Raw genomic sequence first — 15,943 nt, 5'->3', positions numbered from 1 at the left:
TTGAATTTGTTCTATTCACTCTCCGCTGTCAGGCAGTGTATAGGTGTGCACAGTTTCTTTGCTGCCGTCCAGATAGTTAACCGTGAAGGTGAACATATTGCCCTCACGCTTGGTGAACTTAATATGGTCCCCGGGGAACATATAATCTATTTGCTCCACATCAAGCTGGCGTTCAGCACTAAGCAGCTCTTTGTACAGCAGGGTTTGCTCGCCGGTAGTACGATTGACGAGTGTCAGGAGGGCTGTATCCAGAGGGCGGACCAGCAGGACATCCTTGAAGACAGCTTCGACATTATAGTAGACATCTTTCGTGACGGTTGCACCCATCAGGTGCGGTAAATCAATCGTTTCACTGACCGCTCCCGTTCCATCCTCAATCAGCCGCAAAGTCTGCCCGTCATTCAATACCAGCTTCCCCTCAGACCACTGGGCGGCTGTGCCGAAGGAGGTGTAGGTATCTATATGCCCCTGACGAATGACGCTGCCATTTTTCAAAAGATAGGTGTAGTACCCGGCATGCAGATGCGGTTCGCGTAAACATTGCTTACACGCAGCAAAGTCAGGCCTGCCGGTGTATGCTCGAAGGTGAAGTCAATAACATCCAGACCTCTGCCCAGCGTAGCAAGCTTGTGCTTCGTGTTCTGCTTGGTGGTGAGGTACAACTCACCGCTGTCAAGGGATAGGGAATACACTCCGCCCTCGAAGGTTTCCGAATAGCTGCGGTACATATGCAGATGATTGACCAGCAGAGTCTTCTTTGCAGGGTCCCACCGGACAGGTCCCCCTTCAAGTGCCGCTGCAATAAATTTAACAGGTACATACAGCTCTTGATTTGACATATACGGAGTGCCGCCTAGCGGAACCTTCTGCCCGTCGAGCACACCGGTGGAGCTGCCCAGCTGCACACTGAAGCTTTTATTCCAGCCGCTGAATGTTGCAGTTTTAGACGCATTGTTCCACAGGATCTCAATTCCGGTAGCTTTCACCAGATTGGCGGGCATGTAGGAGATTCCATTCTTGATCTGTGCGTTCCCCGCTGAACTCCCCGATATACCGCTCTCACTGCTATAGGTAAAGTAGATCTTTACCTCAGACACAGACTTGGCGGAAGCCGGGACTGCCGGTGTGCCCGTTGCCATTGCAAGCGCAAGTGCGGGAAGGAGTAATATTTGCCGGGTAATCTTCATCGTTCCCATCCTTTCTATGAAAGCGTGGTTGCCATGGCTCTGGCATTAATCTTCTGTTCCATATAAACGAATATATAGACGAATATAACCATGGAAGGTTTCGGGTGTTTGTAAAAATATGGACGAAGTGATGTTGAGTATGCCCAGTCTCCTATGGATATGCTACTATGTTGTTTAGAGTGGCAGAATAGCGCTTTCATCCGAAAAGGAGCGAATCATATGACCAAAGAGCTTTGGCTTAATCTCCCTGTAAAGGATCTTAACCGTTCGCGGGAATTCTTCGGCAAGCTGGGGTTTGCGTTTCATCCGCGGCATGAAGGCAGTGATGAGATGGCGGGACTAGTCATCGGGGATCAGAAAGTACTGGTAATGCTGGTTCCGGAAGCAACGTTCCGCAGATACACCGGGCAGGAGATTGCTGACACCTCGCAAGGGACAGAAGTTCTCTTCTCTATCGATGCTGCCAGCCGGGAGGAAGTAGACGAACTTGTCCGTAAGGCGGAGGAGGCGGGCGGACATGTTTTTGGCAGGCCGAAGGCGGCGGGCGGAGGCTGGATGTACGGCGCAGGCTTCGCTGATCCCGACGGACACCGCTGGAATGTGCTCTATATGGATATGGATCAGATACCCGAAAGTTGAAATAAGGGAAAGTATACACTGTATGCAGGGGGAAACAAAGATGGATGTATTAGAAACGCAGCGGTTAATCTTACGGAGCTTCAGAGCAGAAGACGGGGACGATCTGCATGCCTATCTCTCGCAGGAAGAGGTTGTGAGATTCGAACCTTACGGCGTATATGACCAAGCTGCAAGTAAGGCCGAGGCAGAGCGGCGGGCAACCGATCACGCCTTCTGGGCCGTATGTCTGAAGGACAGCGGCAGACTGATCGGGAACTTGTATTTCCAGCAGCAGAACCCGCCGCAGTTTCAGACGTGGGAGCTGGGCTATGTGTTCAACAGTAACTATCAAGGAAAAGGCTATGCGGCAGAGGCTTGCCGTGAGCTGCTGGCGTATGGCTTCGGCACGCTTGGAATCAGACGTGTAACCGCACATTGTGATCCGGATAATCATCCTTCATGGCGGCTGCTCGAGCGGCTGAAGCTGCGCCGGGAGGGTCACTTTCTGCAGACAGGTTATTTCAAGCCTGATGAACAGGGCAACCCGGGATGGCATGATACCTATGCCTATGGTTTGCTTGGGAGCGAGTGGATGAGTATGAACCAAAGGGATGATGTTACCGGCAGATCGCTGTGAGGCTGGCGGGATACGTTCATTCCTTATGCTAGATTCGTTTAAGGCAGGATAGAGCCTCTTAAGTTAGCACTCTTGGCATAAATGTTGTACATTGTGCAGCTTTGATTCCTGAATATCTGGGTGTTCGGGAGGATTGTTGTATGAAATACAACAATAGTTCTGCTAAACCGCCAAGTGGGGGAGAAATGTTGCATTTTCTACAACAATATTGGTTTTTGGACTGGTATAGTGAGGAGAATGTTGTATTACGTGCAGGATTTTACAAAATCTTCGAAGATAGCCCCCACAGCCCCACTGTGTGGGGCTATTTCACGTATACGGCAGCGGCTTTACATTCAGTTTATGTAAATCTTCAAGTGAGCAAATACTCGTCTCCTATAGTAGTTAAAAAAGTAGTTAAAAAATAAACTATAGAGTATAGGAGTGACAATCACTTGAATTCATCCAGTAAAGCCATCCTTTCTCTTCTCCTCGCCGCAGAGCTTGCGGCCGGATCCGCATGGGCAGCAGGCCCGGTAGCCGCCGCCCCTTCGATACAGTCAGGCACTCCGTATAATGCTTCCGGCAGCTATGATGTTGCCGTTCCGCACATTGTCGTCAACCAGATTTACGGCGGTGGGGATGCCGGGACAACAGAGGGCTACTTCTCCAAAGGCTTCATTGAGCTATACAATCCTACAGATGCGGATGTGAATCTCAGCGGCTGGTCGGTGCAGTATTCCGATCCCGGCAAGAACGGTGTCTGGAGCAAGCTTGCACTGACCGGCACCATAAAAGCACACTCCTCCTATCTTATTACGGACGGTAAAGTGAACCCCGTCTATCAAAGTGACCTCAGCGGCAAGGGTGATCAGAGCTGGGATGAACTTCTTTTTAATAATCAAGGCATGAAGGTGGTCCTTCTTAGCAGTTCCGCTCTACTGGAGAACGCAAATCCGTTCCTGGACAAGTCACCGGATTATGTAGATATGATCGGTACAGCTGGCAATGACAACGGTTCGACGATCGATGGCTATGAGGCGGATTATCCTACGGGCAAAACCGGCGGCACCTCCAAGCAAAAGTCAGTGCGCCGCATGGATTACGTGGACACCGACAACAACAAAGCGGATCTTGCCCAGATTTCCTTCGCTGATCTTGATGGGGCGGCAATGAACCGGATGAAGCCGCATAACAGTGCCGATGGCGCGTGGGGGATAACGGTTCCTGCCCTGGGCATAGCGACCGCTTCCTTGCCTCAGGCGACTGCAGGGTCGCCCTATTCCGTATCGCTCTCAGTATATGGCGGAACACAGCCGTATTCCTACTCCGCAGCGGGTCTGCCTGACGGGCTGAGCATTGACTCCGTATCCGGTGCAGTTAGCGGCACTCCGCTGAAATCCGGAACGGCAACGGTCATTTTCTCAGTGTACGACAGCACTTCTCCTTCCATTAAGTCTGATGCGATGCTCCCGCTGACGGTCCAACCTGAGGCTGCTCCGCTTACGGAGGATGTCATCAGCATCACCAAAATTGGCGGGTATGCGGTCGGTACGACCAGTGAGGATGGCGGTGTAGCCGAGATCATTAAGTACAACCGTGATAACGGGAAATTCTACCTTGTCAACGGCTCGACCCATCCGGCATCGGTGGACATCGTGAATCTGAAGGATGGCATTCACCCGGAGAAGGAAGCCAGCATCAATGTGGAGCAGCTGTCAGAAACCGGAGGCTTCAGCTACGGTGACTTGACGAGTGTCGATATCAACACGGCCACCAAGCGGATTGCTGTTGCTGTACAGGAAGAAGATGCGCTGAAGAACGGTAAAGTGCTTGTACTGGATTATGACGGCAGGCTGCTGGAACAATATGAAACCGGCGTACAGCCGGATATGCTCAAATATACGGAAGACGGCCGCTATATTCTTACGGCAGACGAGGCTGAACCCCGCACACTTGCGGGTGATCCTGAAGGCAGTGTAACGATCATCAATACGGCTACCAAAGCAGTGAACCTTGTGAAATTCAACGATCCGGGGGTTATTGATGACCTTGTGCACATCCGTGGTGCTGTTGATCCCAAGACCAAGCTGATTACCGGGAAAGGGAGCAAGGCGGATGCTATACGCGATCTGGAGCCGGAGTTCATCGAGCTGTCCGGGGATCAGGCAACAGCGTATGTCTCGCTTCAGGAGAATAACGCGATTGCCGCGGTTGATGTTGTCTCCGGGAAGCTGCTATGGGTCAAGGGTCTTGGATTCAAGGATTTAAGCAAGCCGGAGAATAAGCTTGATTTGATAAATGACAGCACGATCCATCTGGAGAATGTGCCGTTTAAAGGAGTCTACATGCCGGACGGCATCAGCCAATACACAGTAAACGGCAAAACCTATTTGTTCACAGCCAACGAAGGGGATGCCACCGAATGGGACAGCAAGGAGAATGCAACCAAGATCAGCAAAGTGAAAGGTCTGCTGAATCCGGATTCTGCTGCGGCCAAGTTCCTGAACGGCACCACGAAATATGACGGGGTAGAAGTGATGTCTGATATGGGCAATGAGGACATCTATCTGTACGGAGGCCGTTCTTTCTCGGTATGGGATGCGGCTGACATGAAGCAGGTTTATGACAGCGGCAGCGATTTTGAGCAGATTACTGCGGAGCGTCTGCCCGGCTATTTCAACGTAAGCAACAGCAACACGACACTTGACAGCCGCAGCTCCAAAAAAGGGCCGGAACCTGAATATGTCAAGGTAGGCATAGTGGGGAAAAGGGCGCTGGCCTTCACCGGACTAGAGCGTATCGGCGGTCTGATGACCTACGATGTAACCAATCCCGGGCAGCCGCAGTTTGTGAATTATATCAATTCCCGTGAATTCACGCCTAAGAATAATCTGGAGACCGACACCGGGCCGGAAGGGATTGATTTCATCCCGGCAACGGCAAGTCCGACCGGTCTGCCGCTCGTGCTGGTCGCCAACGAGGTCGGGGGAACGGTTGCCGTCTACCAGCTGAACGTGACGAAAATTACACTGGACCAGTCCTCGTTGTCTCTGACAGCCGGAGGAACGGCAGCAGTGCTCAAGGCGACGGCCCAGGCCAGCGGAGGCACGAAGGGCACGCTCAGCTGGAGCTCATCCAATGCTGCTGTCGCTTCTGTCGATCAGACAGGCAAAGTAACACCGCATGCCGCGGGAACGGTTGTTGTCTCGGTATACAGCGCGGACGGCTACGGTGTAGCTGAATCGCAGGTAACGGTTGCGGCTGCTGGTCCGGTTGCCAGCTTACCGGGGGCGGGTTCTTCCGGTGGAAGCGGGGTTTCACCAGCTGTAGCAGGGGCTGCAAACGCAAGTGCTGCAGTTACTATAGAAGGCGGCAAAGCGGTCATGGAGCTGAAGGGACAAGTAGATGCTGAGGGTAAGCTCAGCCTGTCGGTAACCGCTGCTGAAGTGGCAGCAGCACTTGAGACCCTGAAGACTTCAAATGCCAGGGAGCTTGTATTGCATATCATTTCGGGTCATGCGGCCGAAGCGGTGTCCCTGAAGATTCCAGCCGCAGCATGGGCTCAGATTGCCGGCAGTTCACTGGAGGCAGTGAGTGTGACCGGAGGACCCGGTACAGTTACCTTCGACCGGGCTGCCTTCTCCGCCATTCACACGGCGGCAGGCAACGAAGATATCAGCCTGACCCTTGCCAAAGCCGAGCTCGGCAGTACCTTGACCGGTCAGGAAGCGGTGGGTTCAGCCAGCATCATTGGCAGCCGGCCGGTGCTAAGTCTAATGGTTCAGGCCGGAACGCAGACGCTTTCGAGCTTCGGTGAAGGTAAGGTGGATGTGAGCATCCCTTATACACTGGCGTCCGGTGAAGATGCCAATGCGGTTGCTGCCTATCAGGTGAGCGCAGGCGGCGAACTCGTTGTCCTTCCAGGCAGCAGCTATGATCCGGTGAACGGCCTGCTCTCCTTCTGCACGAATCATTTCTCGGTGTACGCGGTTGGCTACAATAAGCTTGCATTCGCGGATACGGCAAGCAGTTATGCCAAGGACTCCATTACGTATCTTGCGGCACGCGGCATTGTTACCGGGGTCTCCGCCGAGAACTTTGGCCTGAAAGGCAAGCTGAGCCGCGGCGATGCCGCGCTACTCCTGGCCCGTCTGGCCGGGGCAGAGCTGGAGTCCTCAGCTGCCGGCAGCTTTACGGATGTGAAGCCGGGGGACTATTATGCGGCCGCTGTGGATTGGGCGAATCAGAGCGGAATTGTCCAAGGAACGGGAGACGGAAGATTTGAGCCCAAGGCACCGGTCACACGCGAGCAGCTTGCGGTAATGATGATCCGTTTGTCAGATTCATTAAAATGGAGTCTGCCGGCAAACGGCGGCTCAACGGCCTTTGCAGATCAGCAGTTGATTAGCTCTTATGCGGTGGAAGCCGCAGCTGCTGCAGTGCAGGCCGGCATACTCTCCGGTCAGGCGAGCGCTGACGGCAGTGTCAGCTTCGCACCGAAGGCAGCCGCTACACGTGAGGAAACGGCGCATATGTTAGCCAAACTGCTCAAAGCAGTGCAGTAATAAACCATTTTAAATGATTCCTGAGGGGTGTTTAGAGGCCATGAAGCGGCTTCTGGACACCCCTTTGCCGTTAAAGGGAACAGTTAGATGCATCATGGAAAAATCCGGAACTTCGGGATAAGCTACAAGGGACGCATAAGGATGAGGATGGAGCGTGGAGCTGACCATGAAGATTAATCGTTTGCTGGGCATCGTAGTCTATCTGCTCAACCGGGAGACCGTCAGCGGGCGGGTGCTGGCCGGGAAGTTCGAGGTCTCGGCGCGGACCATTCAGCGGGACATTGAAGCGATCAGTCTGGCCGGGATTCCCGTAGGTTCGCTGCAGGGGCTGAACGGGGGCTACTACATCATGGACAGCTTCAAGATGAACAGGCAGCTGCTTCAGCCGCAGGATTATGCATACATTCTGGCAGCGCTGAGAGGTTTCGTGTCCGGCTATGACAGCAGGCAGGCTCAGGATACGGTAGAGAAAATGGTTGCGCTGTCGCCGGATAATGCGGCGGTTCCGCAAGCTTTTCAGCTGAATCTCGGGGTGCTTCAGGAAGGTGTGGGGACCGGCGAAACCATCGCTGTACTTGAACAAGCCATCCGTGAGAAGTATGCTGTCCTATTCCAGTATACGAATGCCCATCTCGAGGCTTCCTCCAGGCGGGTAGAACCGCTACTGTTGACGTACAAGTGGTATGCCTGGTATTTATTTGCCTATTGCTGTGAGCAGGAGGATTACCGCCTGTTCCGTCTGTCGCGGATGCGTGATATCTTAGTGCTGTCCGAACCGATCCCTTCGGATCATGGAGATGCGGAGCTTCTGCTGGCTGGGCATGGTGACAACCGGGTCTATATACATATTAAGCTGCTCAGTCCGGTAGAGTATAGAGTGCTGCTGGAAGAGGCTTTGCCGAATGCCAGATTGCTGGAAACACGCGGGCAGAAGCTGGTGATGGGCTTTACGGTGCCTGAAGAGGAGCAGGGCTGGTTCGGCATTATCCTGCAGCACAGCCATCAAGTCACTGTTCTGGAACCGGAGTCACTCCGGGAGAAGCTGCTGGCCAGGGCCAGAATGATTCTGGATACCTATAGCTGAATGAAGACAGAATGCTGTCTTATATAGCCCTGTGGTGACCGCCTGCCGCTTTGGTCCTATGCTGCCGCTTCCTGATTGCGTTTTTATAGTAAATAATTCGCATGATTTGCATTAGCCCTTCCGTTCTCCCCTTCGGAGTACAAGAAGGGCTAAATTTTTTGCTGAACAATGTCGAAAAAAAGAGTAGAGCTACGATGACATCTGCGTATAGAATAGATAAGCGCAGATTTCTTTTGCAGAATGATAAATTGATTGAGGCAAGGGTGGTAACGTCAGATGGATACACATAAAGCCAACACATGGTTAGGAGGATTGGCCGTCTACATTGTTGCCTATTTGGCAGCTGTGCTGCTGGATAATCATCTGATGTTTGGAATCGTCACAGTCATAGCGCCTATGCTGGCCTGTCTGTATTACCGGATATCCGGCCCGCCTCCCGCGCTGCTGAGAAGGCCCTTCCGGCTGATCAGTTACGGGTTTTTCCTGTGGATGATCTGTGATGCGCTGCTGCTGACAGGGTTATACGGCTTCCATTTCTCAGCTGACGACACGTCAACTTTCACCCTGACCGCACTTACGCTCTATTCGGTCACAAGAACGATTATTCTTGTTGCAGTCCTGCAGATGTATGGAATCTTCAGACAGGGCATCAATAAATTACAGGTGCTGTGGGATCAGATCACAACGCTGGAATGCATTGTGGGCAGTATCTGGTTTGTCTTTTTTCAGGACGGGTCATTCCGTTTGGCGGATATGAATTACCGTACCCTGATCCTCTTCTTCTATCTGCTGGCCCCCCTGCTGACCCTGGCCTCACTGATGCTGATCTGGGTGTACATGAAGCGGGAATACCGTACAACGGGCTTCAAGCTGCTGATTGCCTCCATTGCCCTGGTATCCTCCGTGGATCTGGTCCAGGCGCTGAATAATGGGATTATGTCCGGCTACCTCATAGACGGGCTCTATAAATTATCCATTGTGTGCATAGCCGCAAGTTGGATTCTGGTGCGCCAGTATCCGATACAGGCGGAGCAAGGCATTGCCGAACCCCAGCCCGTGACGGAAGGCCGGACCTTGAAGAGCGGAGTGCTGTTCATGGCGTATCCGGCACTGATTTTTATAATTAAAGGATTCTCTGTATATGTGTTTCTATATTTCACCATCATTATCATGGCTTATTTCATCGTCCGGCTGTATGCCAAACAGATCGCCTATACGAGAAAATTGCTGGACACCGAAAGGGAGTACAGCGAGAAGCTGCGGCTGTACATGGATGTGGTTGAACAATCCCCATTGTCTATAGTCATCACCGATATGGATAGCCTCATCGAATACATAAACCCTTATTTCACAGAAGTTACCGGTTATTCCAAGGAGGAGGCCGTCGGCAATAAACCGTCGATTCTGAGGTCGGACAAGAACCAGGCTGAAACGTACCGGAATATGTGGGAGACGCTGATACTTGAGGGCAAATGGCAAGGGGAATTCATTAACCGTAAGAAGAGCGGGGAAGAGTACACGGAAGCCGTCATTATCTCTTCTATTAAGAATGAACGGGGCCAGACCACACATTATGTGGGCATTAAGGAGAACGTCTCGGAATATAAGCGGATCAAAAAAGAGCTGTCGGACCAGCTGTATTTCACCTCCCAGCTGGTGGATACTTTACCGCATCCGCTATTCTATATGGATGCCGAAGGGAACTTTCTCGGCTGTAATACGGCCTATGAAGAAGCGTTCCAGGTATCCCGCAGGGTCTTTACGGGAACTCCGATGAGCCGGCTGCCGCATCTCTCGCAGGAGGGCTTCGGAATTCTGAGTGAGATGAAGGATGAAGTGACGGCCAGCGGACTGCCGGCGACCCGGCAGATCCAGCGTAACTTCGCCACCGGGGAAGAGCATGATATTCTCTATTCCCTGTCTGCTTACCGGTTATCTGACGGTACAGTGGGCGGTTACCTCGGGATTCTGACAGATATCAGTGATCTGAAGCATAAAGAGAAGGAGCTGCTCAACAGCCGCAATTTCCTGGATGCGATTATCAACCATATCCCGGTCATGATTAACGTCAAGGATGCGCAATCCTTGAAGATATTCAAGGCAAATCAGGCGGGAGCGTCCTTCCTCGGTATGACTCCGGAGGAGATGGAAGGCAAGGATAATTACGATTTGTACCCTGAAGAGCTGGCGGGTAAGCTGAACGGCAGTGACCGGAAGGTACTGGAGACGGGCAGGCTCTTCAGCGAAATTGAGATTGTTACCGATGATGCCGAGCTATGCAATCTGAAATATGTACTGGCTTCGAAGGTGCCGATTCTGGATGCAGAGGGGAAGCCCCTCTATCTCCTTAGTGTGTCCGAGGATATTACTGAAGTGAAGCGCAAGGAGGAGGAGCTGAAATCCGCGCTTAATCTGGCGGAAGAGGCGACAGCTGCCAAATCGCAGTTCCTGGCGAATATGAGCCATGAGATCCGGACACCGATGAATGCCATTATCGGGATGGCTTACCTGGCGCTGAAGACAGAGCTGGATCCCAGGCAAAGTGACTATATCTCCAAGATTCATAATGCCGGAACTTCACTGCTCGGTATTATTAATGAAATCCTCGATTTCTCCAAGGTGGAGTCGGGGAAGCTGGAGCTGGAGAATATTGATTTTGAGCTCCCGGATGTGATCGGGAATGTGGTCGATATCTCAGGACAGACTGCACTGGACAAGGGGCTGCAGATGTCCGTTCAGCTCCCTCCGGATGTTCCGCGCCAGCTCAGCGGCGACCCGCTGCGGCTGGGGCAGATTCTTACTAACCTTCTGAGCAATGCCGTTAAATTCACCGAGAAGGGTGAAGTGGTTATTCTGGTAGAAAGAATCAGCATGATCGACAGCATGACGAAGCTTAAATTCAGTGTGCGGGATACAGGGATCGGCATGAGCAAGGAGAGTGAAGGAAAGCTGTTCCAGGCGTTCACGCAGGCGGACAGCTCTACTACAAGAAGGTTCGGGGGCACAGGACTGGGTCTGGCCATCAGCCGGAAGCTGGTGGAGATTATGGGCGGCAGCCTGTGGGTCGAGAGTGAGGAAGGGCAAGGGAGTACCTTCGCCTTCACCGCCTGGTTCGGAATTCCTGCGGTGCAAGACTCAGGGGCAAGGGCAATGAGAGATGAAGCAACTGGTGTGAAGGACAAGGATTACGGCCTGTCCGGTGTACGGGTACTGCTGGTGGAGGATAACGAGATTAATCAGCAGATTGCGGAAGAACTGCTGCTGAGCCAGGGAATGATCATCGACATTGCCGGCAACGGAGCGGAAGCCGTGCAGAAGATTGAGGAGATGTCCGCGGATCAGCCTTATCAGCTGGTGCTGATGGATCTGCAGATGCCGGTCATGGACGGGTTCGAAGCGTCGCGGAGGATCAGGGCGGCAGAAGCTGAGCTGCCGATCATTGCCATGACCGCTAGGACCATGCAGGAGGAGCGGGAACGAAGCTTCGCGGCTGGCATGAACGGCCATGTGGCGAAGCCGGTCGATCCGGATATCCTTTTTGCCAAGATTAGCAGGTGGACATCGGATGTTTCCAGGGAGGAGCAGCCGGATTACGATGAACGTGAGCACGGCTGTCCGCAGGAGGCGCAAGGGACTTCCGGATTCCGCATAGAAGGTATTGATACGGAGAACGGCCTGAGACGTGTCGGAAATAATGAGGCGTTATATATACAGCTATTGCTGAAATATTCAGAGAGCCAGCTCGATACCGCCCGGAAGCTCCGCAGCTTCATTAAGCAGGGGGATGAGGAAGCCGTGTATATGCTGGCTCATAGTCTGAAGGGAGTAGCCGGTAACCTGGGGGTAAAAGAAGTGCAGAAGCTTGCCGATTCGCTGGGCAGATTGCCGAATTATCATGAGCAGCCTGAGAAGCTTGAGGCGCTGGTGCTGAGGCTGGAGGCGGCTGTGCTGGAGAGCTGTACAGCGATTCGCGGGCAATGGGGGTCTGACGAGCCCTCTGCCGCCCTGATGGCTGAGCTTGATCCGGAATCGGTTGCACAGCCGCTGGCTCCTATGGCCGGGAAGCTGCTCGGAATGCTGATGGACAGTGACAGCGAAGCCGTTGATTATTTCATTTCGGTGCGTAGCCAGCTTGCAGGATATATGCAGCCAGAGCAGCTGGTTCAGCTGGCTGACTGTCTGAACCGGTTCGAATATGAGGCTGCGATAGAAATGATTGAAACGGTAATACAAGAAAGTAATTATGAACAGAGGTTGATATAAATGCTGGACACTAGACCTGTAATCCTGGTAGTTGACGACACGCCGGACAATATCTCACTTCTCAGCGGGCTGCTGAAGGAGCAATACAAAGTAAAGGTAGCCACCAACGGGGAAAAAGCATTACAGGTGGCCAAAGCCTCACCTCCTGATCTGATCCTGCTGGATATTATGATGCCGGTTATGGATGGCTATGAGACCTGCCGCCGGCTTAAGGAAGACGGGGAGCTGAGAGAGGTTCCGGTAATCTTTTTGACGGCCAAGGAAGAGGTGGAGGATGAGAATCTGGGATTTGATCTGGGGGCCGTAGATTATATTACGAAACCGATCAGTTCGCCGATTCTGCTGTCCCGTGTCAAAACGCATCTCACCCTGAAGCAGTCCAAGGATTTCCTTGCGGACAAGAATGAGTTCCTTGAGGCAGAAATCTCCCGGCGGATTAAGGAAATCTCACTCATCCAGGAAGTCTCGGTTATGGCGATGGCGGCGCTTGCCGAAATGCGTGACTCGGAGACCGGCAATCACATTCAACGGACGAAGCTCTACATTGAAGAGCTGGCCACCCAGCTAAGCCGGACGGGAAAATATGCGGAGGTGCTGAGTCCGGAGCATATTAACCTGATTGTGACTTCCGCGCCGCTGCATGATATCGGCAAGGTGGGCATTCCTGACCACATCCTCCTGAAGCCGGGGGCGCTGACCCGCGAGGAATTCGAAGTGATGAAGACGCACACGACACTCGGCAGGGAAGCCATTCTGCGGGCAGAACGGCTTATGGACAAGCCGGAGACTTTTCTGCGCTTCGCCAAGGAAATTGTCTATTCCCATCATGAGAAATGGAACGGAACCGGATATCCCGAGCAGATTGCCGGTGAACAGATTCCTCTGTCAGCCCGGCTGATGGCGGTAGCCGATGTCTACGATGCGCTTACGAGCAAGCGGGTATATAAAGATGCAATGCCGCATGAGGAGGCGGTCGGCATTATAGTAGGCGATGCCGGAATACATTTCGATCCAGACATCGTGAAGGTATTCATGAAGAACAAGCATAAATTCAAGGAAATCGCCGAGCGGTATACCAGCGAGCTGGCAGGATGACTGGTCATGGATTGGCAAATTTTAAGGTTATACAGATCAATCTGGAGGACCGTCCGCTGCATATACGGATTGCGCAGATTGTTTATTTTGAGGGGGCGCTTGCTTCGTATTTGTAGGTAGGCGGTATGAAATAAGCTATAAGCTATAAAGATCTTTTTCTATCCCTTACGGGGTGGAGGAAGGTCTTTTTTTAGAAGCGATTTGGAGCCGCCGACCCGGGGCACAATCTGCTGCTTCGTACGCCTTGATTAGGGGGCATAAGAGAACGAGAGTGGAGACGAGCCGAATGTATGCGAAAAACCGAATACAATGTGCCAATGGTAGGGTAGACGAGCCGAGTTATTTTACTTTTGATGTGCCGCTTGATTCGCCCTCCGGGCGATTTTGTTATTACTTTGGAGATTAAGCACCGTTATCTTGGGGGGAGAGGGCTGGAGGCGGAAATGTAGGGGATAAATGGATGCTTGCTTTAAAGTGCACTTTAAGGATTATGATGGTTCATGAAGGTGAAGGCGATGAGGCAGGTGAGTTTGTCGGTTCCTATTAGTTATGTAGAGCCGGGTAGCCGGCCATGCGCCTGGAAAGAAACTTTACTTAGGAGGTACAACTATGCACAAGTATATAAATAGCAGCGCAACACCACAGGCTCCGATTGGGAGCGGTTTTGGTGCCGGGACTACGGCGGAACAAGTAATCGGCAACCTCAATTTGAGCGGAAAAATAGCCATCGTAACCGGCGGATATTCCGGCATTGGCCTGGAAACTGCACGTGTACTCGCCGGTGCCGGAGCTACAGTCATTGTACCGGCACGGACACCGGACAAGGCCAAGGCTGCAGTCGCAGGAATTCCGCGTCTGGAGCTTGAAGCCCTTGATCTCATGGACCCTGCTTCCATCGACAGCTTCGCCCGGCGTTTCCTGGATTCAGGACGGCCGCTGCATATGCTGGTTAACAGTGCCGGCATTATGGCTGCACCGCTGGCGCGGGATACCCGGGGCTATGAATCCCAGTTTGCCACCAACCACCTGGGGCATTTCCAGCTTACGGCCAGGCTCCTGCCGGCATTGAAGCAGGCAGGCAATGCCCGTGTTGTATCCGTAACATCGCGGGCACACCGCCTGGGCGGTGTCGATCTGGACGATCCTAATTTCATCTACCGTGAATATGACAAATGGACCGCCTATGCCCAGTCGAAGACGGCAAATGTACTGTTCGCCATAGCATTGGATGAGAGGGCTAAGGGTCAGGGAATCCGGGCCTTTGCAGTGCACCCAGGATTAATTCCATCCTCCGGCATTGGGCGCTTCTTGGAAGCGGAAGAGATTGGCGTCAAGCCGATCCCGGAGGCGCAGGATGTGAAGCATAAACAGCCGGCTGGCAGTGCCGGAGCAGACCGGATGAAGACGGTGGAACAGGGCGCGGCAACCAGCGTCTGGTGCGCAGTAAGTGAACAGCTGGCAGGTATGGGGGGAGTCTACTGCGAGGATGTTGATCTGTCTGAAGCTGTCCCGGCTGGCAGTGTGCAAGGCTCCGGGGTATGGCCCTGGGCAGTAGACCGGGAGACTGCGGAGCAGCTATGGACGCTCAGCGAGAAGCTGACAGGAGTGGAATTCGCGATTTAAGCGGATATTCTGCTGCGGGAATTCAGCGGACGATCCGCAGGTGAGAAGCTAGGGGAAGCACCACGCTGGCTCAGGGCACCCAGGTACTCAAGCACTCAAGCTTGACTTAAAGTGCATTTTAACCCCTATACTATAGGAAAAACTTGATCACTGCCGTGATCTGAGGGAAGTGACCGCTTTGAGTATATTGATCAAAGAAGCTGCGGCCAAGCTGGGGCTCCCCGCCCATACCATCCGCTATTATGAGAAAGAAGGGCTGCTGCCTTCTCTACAGAGGGACGGGCAGGGGAACCGTGTTTTTGAACAGGGTGATCTGGACTGGATCTCGCTTATGACCTGCTTCCGGGCCACAGGAATGCCAGTGGCCGGACTGAAGCAGATTGTTAACCTAGCCGCAGAAGGAGATTCCACGATACCCGAAAGGCAAGCCATTCTGGAGGCCCACAAGCTCGAGCTTCAGCGCAGGCAGGAGGAGCTGGACCGGGCTTTTACAGCGGTAAATATGAAGCTGTCACGGTATGAGACAATTCTGAAAGGCCAGCCGGACCCCGATGCAGGTAACCCTATGGGATTGTGCTGAACCTAGCTTTTATAGAGCATCGAGCTTCTGAACTTGGTCAAATATAGCTTCACCTACTGCCTGCGGCTGCTCTTGTCAATATAGTGGAGACGGTGGCCTTTCACTTCCGCGTAATACGAGTCGAACGGGAAGTCCGCGCGGATAGGAGGGGTGTCAGAACGAGCTCCGCCGGTTGATTAGTTGCTGGCAGTTCCACTATACTTCAAATTTAAGTCTATCTCCGCAAAAAAGACACTCCCGGGTCCGGGAGCATCTTATGAGTATCGTTATACTATTTTCTTAACAATAATATTCAAATATATACAGACC

Annotated in this window: 11 protein-coding genes; 9 read left to right on the top strand and 2 right to left on the bottom strand. The window is 52.8% G+C overall.

The features are described from left to right. Positions 1–15: 15 nt before the first annotated feature. Positions 16–495 (bottom strand): hypothetical protein, encoded by a 480-nt coding sequence (locus tag MHI42_RS09140; RefSeq protein ID WP_342423567.1) that lies wholly within the window; start codon positions 493–495, stop codon positions 16–18. Next, positions 492–1,187: a copper amine oxidase N-terminal domain-containing protein gene (locus MHI42_RS09135; RefSeq protein WP_342423566.1), complete on the bottom strand. Its 696-nt coding sequence runs from the start codon at positions 1,185–1,187 to the stop codon at positions 492–494. Before MHI42_RS09135 ends, MHI42_RS09140 begins: the two co-directional genes overlap by 4 nt. A gap of 219 nt (positions 1,188–1,406) precedes the next feature. On the opposite strand from MHI42_RS09135, the gene MHI42_RS09130 reads away from it, so the two are divergent. The 9 genes from MHI42_RS09130 to MHI42_RS09090 all read left to right on the top strand — a co-directional run bounded on the left by MHI42_RS09130 (position 1,407) and on the right by MHI42_RS09090 (position 15,634). Further along, positions 1,407–1,826: a VOC family protein gene (locus tag MHI42_RS09130; protein WP_042135519.1), complete on the top strand. Its 420-nt coding sequence runs from the start codon at positions 1,407–1,409 to the stop codon at positions 1,824–1,826. 40 nt (positions 1,827–1,866) lie between these two features. Then, a complete protein-coding gene (locus tag MHI42_RS09125) occupies positions 1,867–2,442 on the top strand; it encodes a GNAT family N-acetyltransferase (protein WP_340788549.1) in 576 nt (191 codons plus the stop codon). 140 nt (positions 2,443–2,582) lie between these two features. Continuing rightward, entirely contained in the window at positions 2,583–2,849 is a 267-nt protein-coding gene (locus MHI42_RS09120) for a hypothetical protein (protein WP_342423565.1), read from the top strand. A gap of 27 nt (positions 2,850–2,876) precedes the next feature. Beyond that, positions 2,877–6,989, top strand: coding sequence for a choice-of-anchor I family protein (locus tag MHI42_RS09115; RefSeq protein WP_342423564.1), 4,113 nt, complete (start codon positions 2,877–2,879; stop codon positions 6,987–6,989). A gap of 154 nt (positions 6,990–7,143) precedes the next feature. Beyond that, the gene (locus MHI42_RS09110; RefSeq protein ID WP_342423563.1) at positions 7,144–8,073 is read left to right on the top strand and encodes a YafY family protein; all 930 of its coding nucleotides are present in this window, start codon (positions 7,144–7,146) and stop codon (positions 8,071–8,073) included. A 276-nt stretch (positions 8,074–8,349) separates the two neighbouring features. After that, positions 8,350–12,336, top strand: coding sequence for a PAS domain S-box protein (locus MHI42_RS09105; RefSeq protein ID WP_342423562.1), 3,987 nt, complete (start codon positions 8,350–8,352; stop codon positions 12,334–12,336). After that, a complete protein-coding gene (locus MHI42_RS09100; protein ID WP_171718558.1) occupies positions 12,337–13,431 on the top strand; it encodes a two-component system response regulator in 1,095 nt (364 codons plus the stop codon). Positions 13,432–14,040: 609 nt separating this feature from the next. Next, complete coding sequence (locus MHI42_RS09095) at positions 14,041–15,054, top strand: SDR family NAD(P)-dependent oxidoreductase (protein WP_342423561.1); 1,014 nt, start codon at positions 14,041–14,043, stop codon at positions 15,052–15,054. A 178-nt stretch (positions 15,055–15,232) separates the two neighbouring features. Then, on the top strand, positions 15,233–15,634 hold the full coding sequence (locus tag MHI42_RS09090) for a MerR family transcriptional regulator (RefSeq protein WP_042135528.1): 402 nt from the start codon (positions 15,233–15,235) through the stop codon (positions 15,632–15,634). Positions 15,635–15,943: the final 309 nt, after the last annotated feature.

It is taken from the genome of Paenibacillus sp. FSL E2-0178 (assembly GCF_038593005.1).
Classification (GTDB): Bacteria; Bacillota; Bacilli; order Paenibacillales; family Paenibacillaceae; genus Paenibacillus_AQ; species Paenibacillus_AQ phytohabitans.
The sequence above is the reverse complement of the archived record's forward strand: the minus strand, read 5'-3'. Positions and strand labels throughout refer to the sequence as shown.

Excerpts from the sequence above, each read along its gene's own strand:
- MHI42_RS09135 (WP_342423566.1), bottom strand. The coding sequence starts at position 1,187 with ATGAAGATTACCCGGCAAATATTACTCCTTCCCGCACTTGCGCTTGCA.
- MHI42_RS09130 (WP_042135519.1), top strand. The coding sequence starts at position 1,407 with ATGACCAAAGAGCTTTGGCTTAATCTCCCTGTAAAGGATCTTAACCGT.
- MHI42_RS09125 (WP_340788549.1), top strand. The coding sequence starts at position 1,867 with ATGGATGTATTAGAAACGCAGCGGTTAATCTTACGGAGCTTCAGAGCA.
- MHI42_RS09120 (WP_342423565.1), top strand. The coding sequence starts at position 2,583 with ATGAAATACAACAATAGTTCTGCTAAACCGCCAAGTGGGGGAGAAATG.
- MHI42_RS09105 (WP_342423562.1), top strand. The coding sequence starts at position 8,350 with ATGGATACACATAAAGCCAACACATGGTTAGGAGGATTGGCCGTCTAC.
- MHI42_RS09100 (WP_171718558.1), top strand. The coding sequence starts at position 12,337 with ATGCTGGACACTAGACCTGTAATCCTGGTAGTTGACGACACGCCGGAC.
- MHI42_RS09095 (WP_342423561.1), top strand. The coding sequence starts at position 14,041 with ATGCACAAGTATATAAATAGCAGCGCAACACCACAGGCTCCGATTGGG.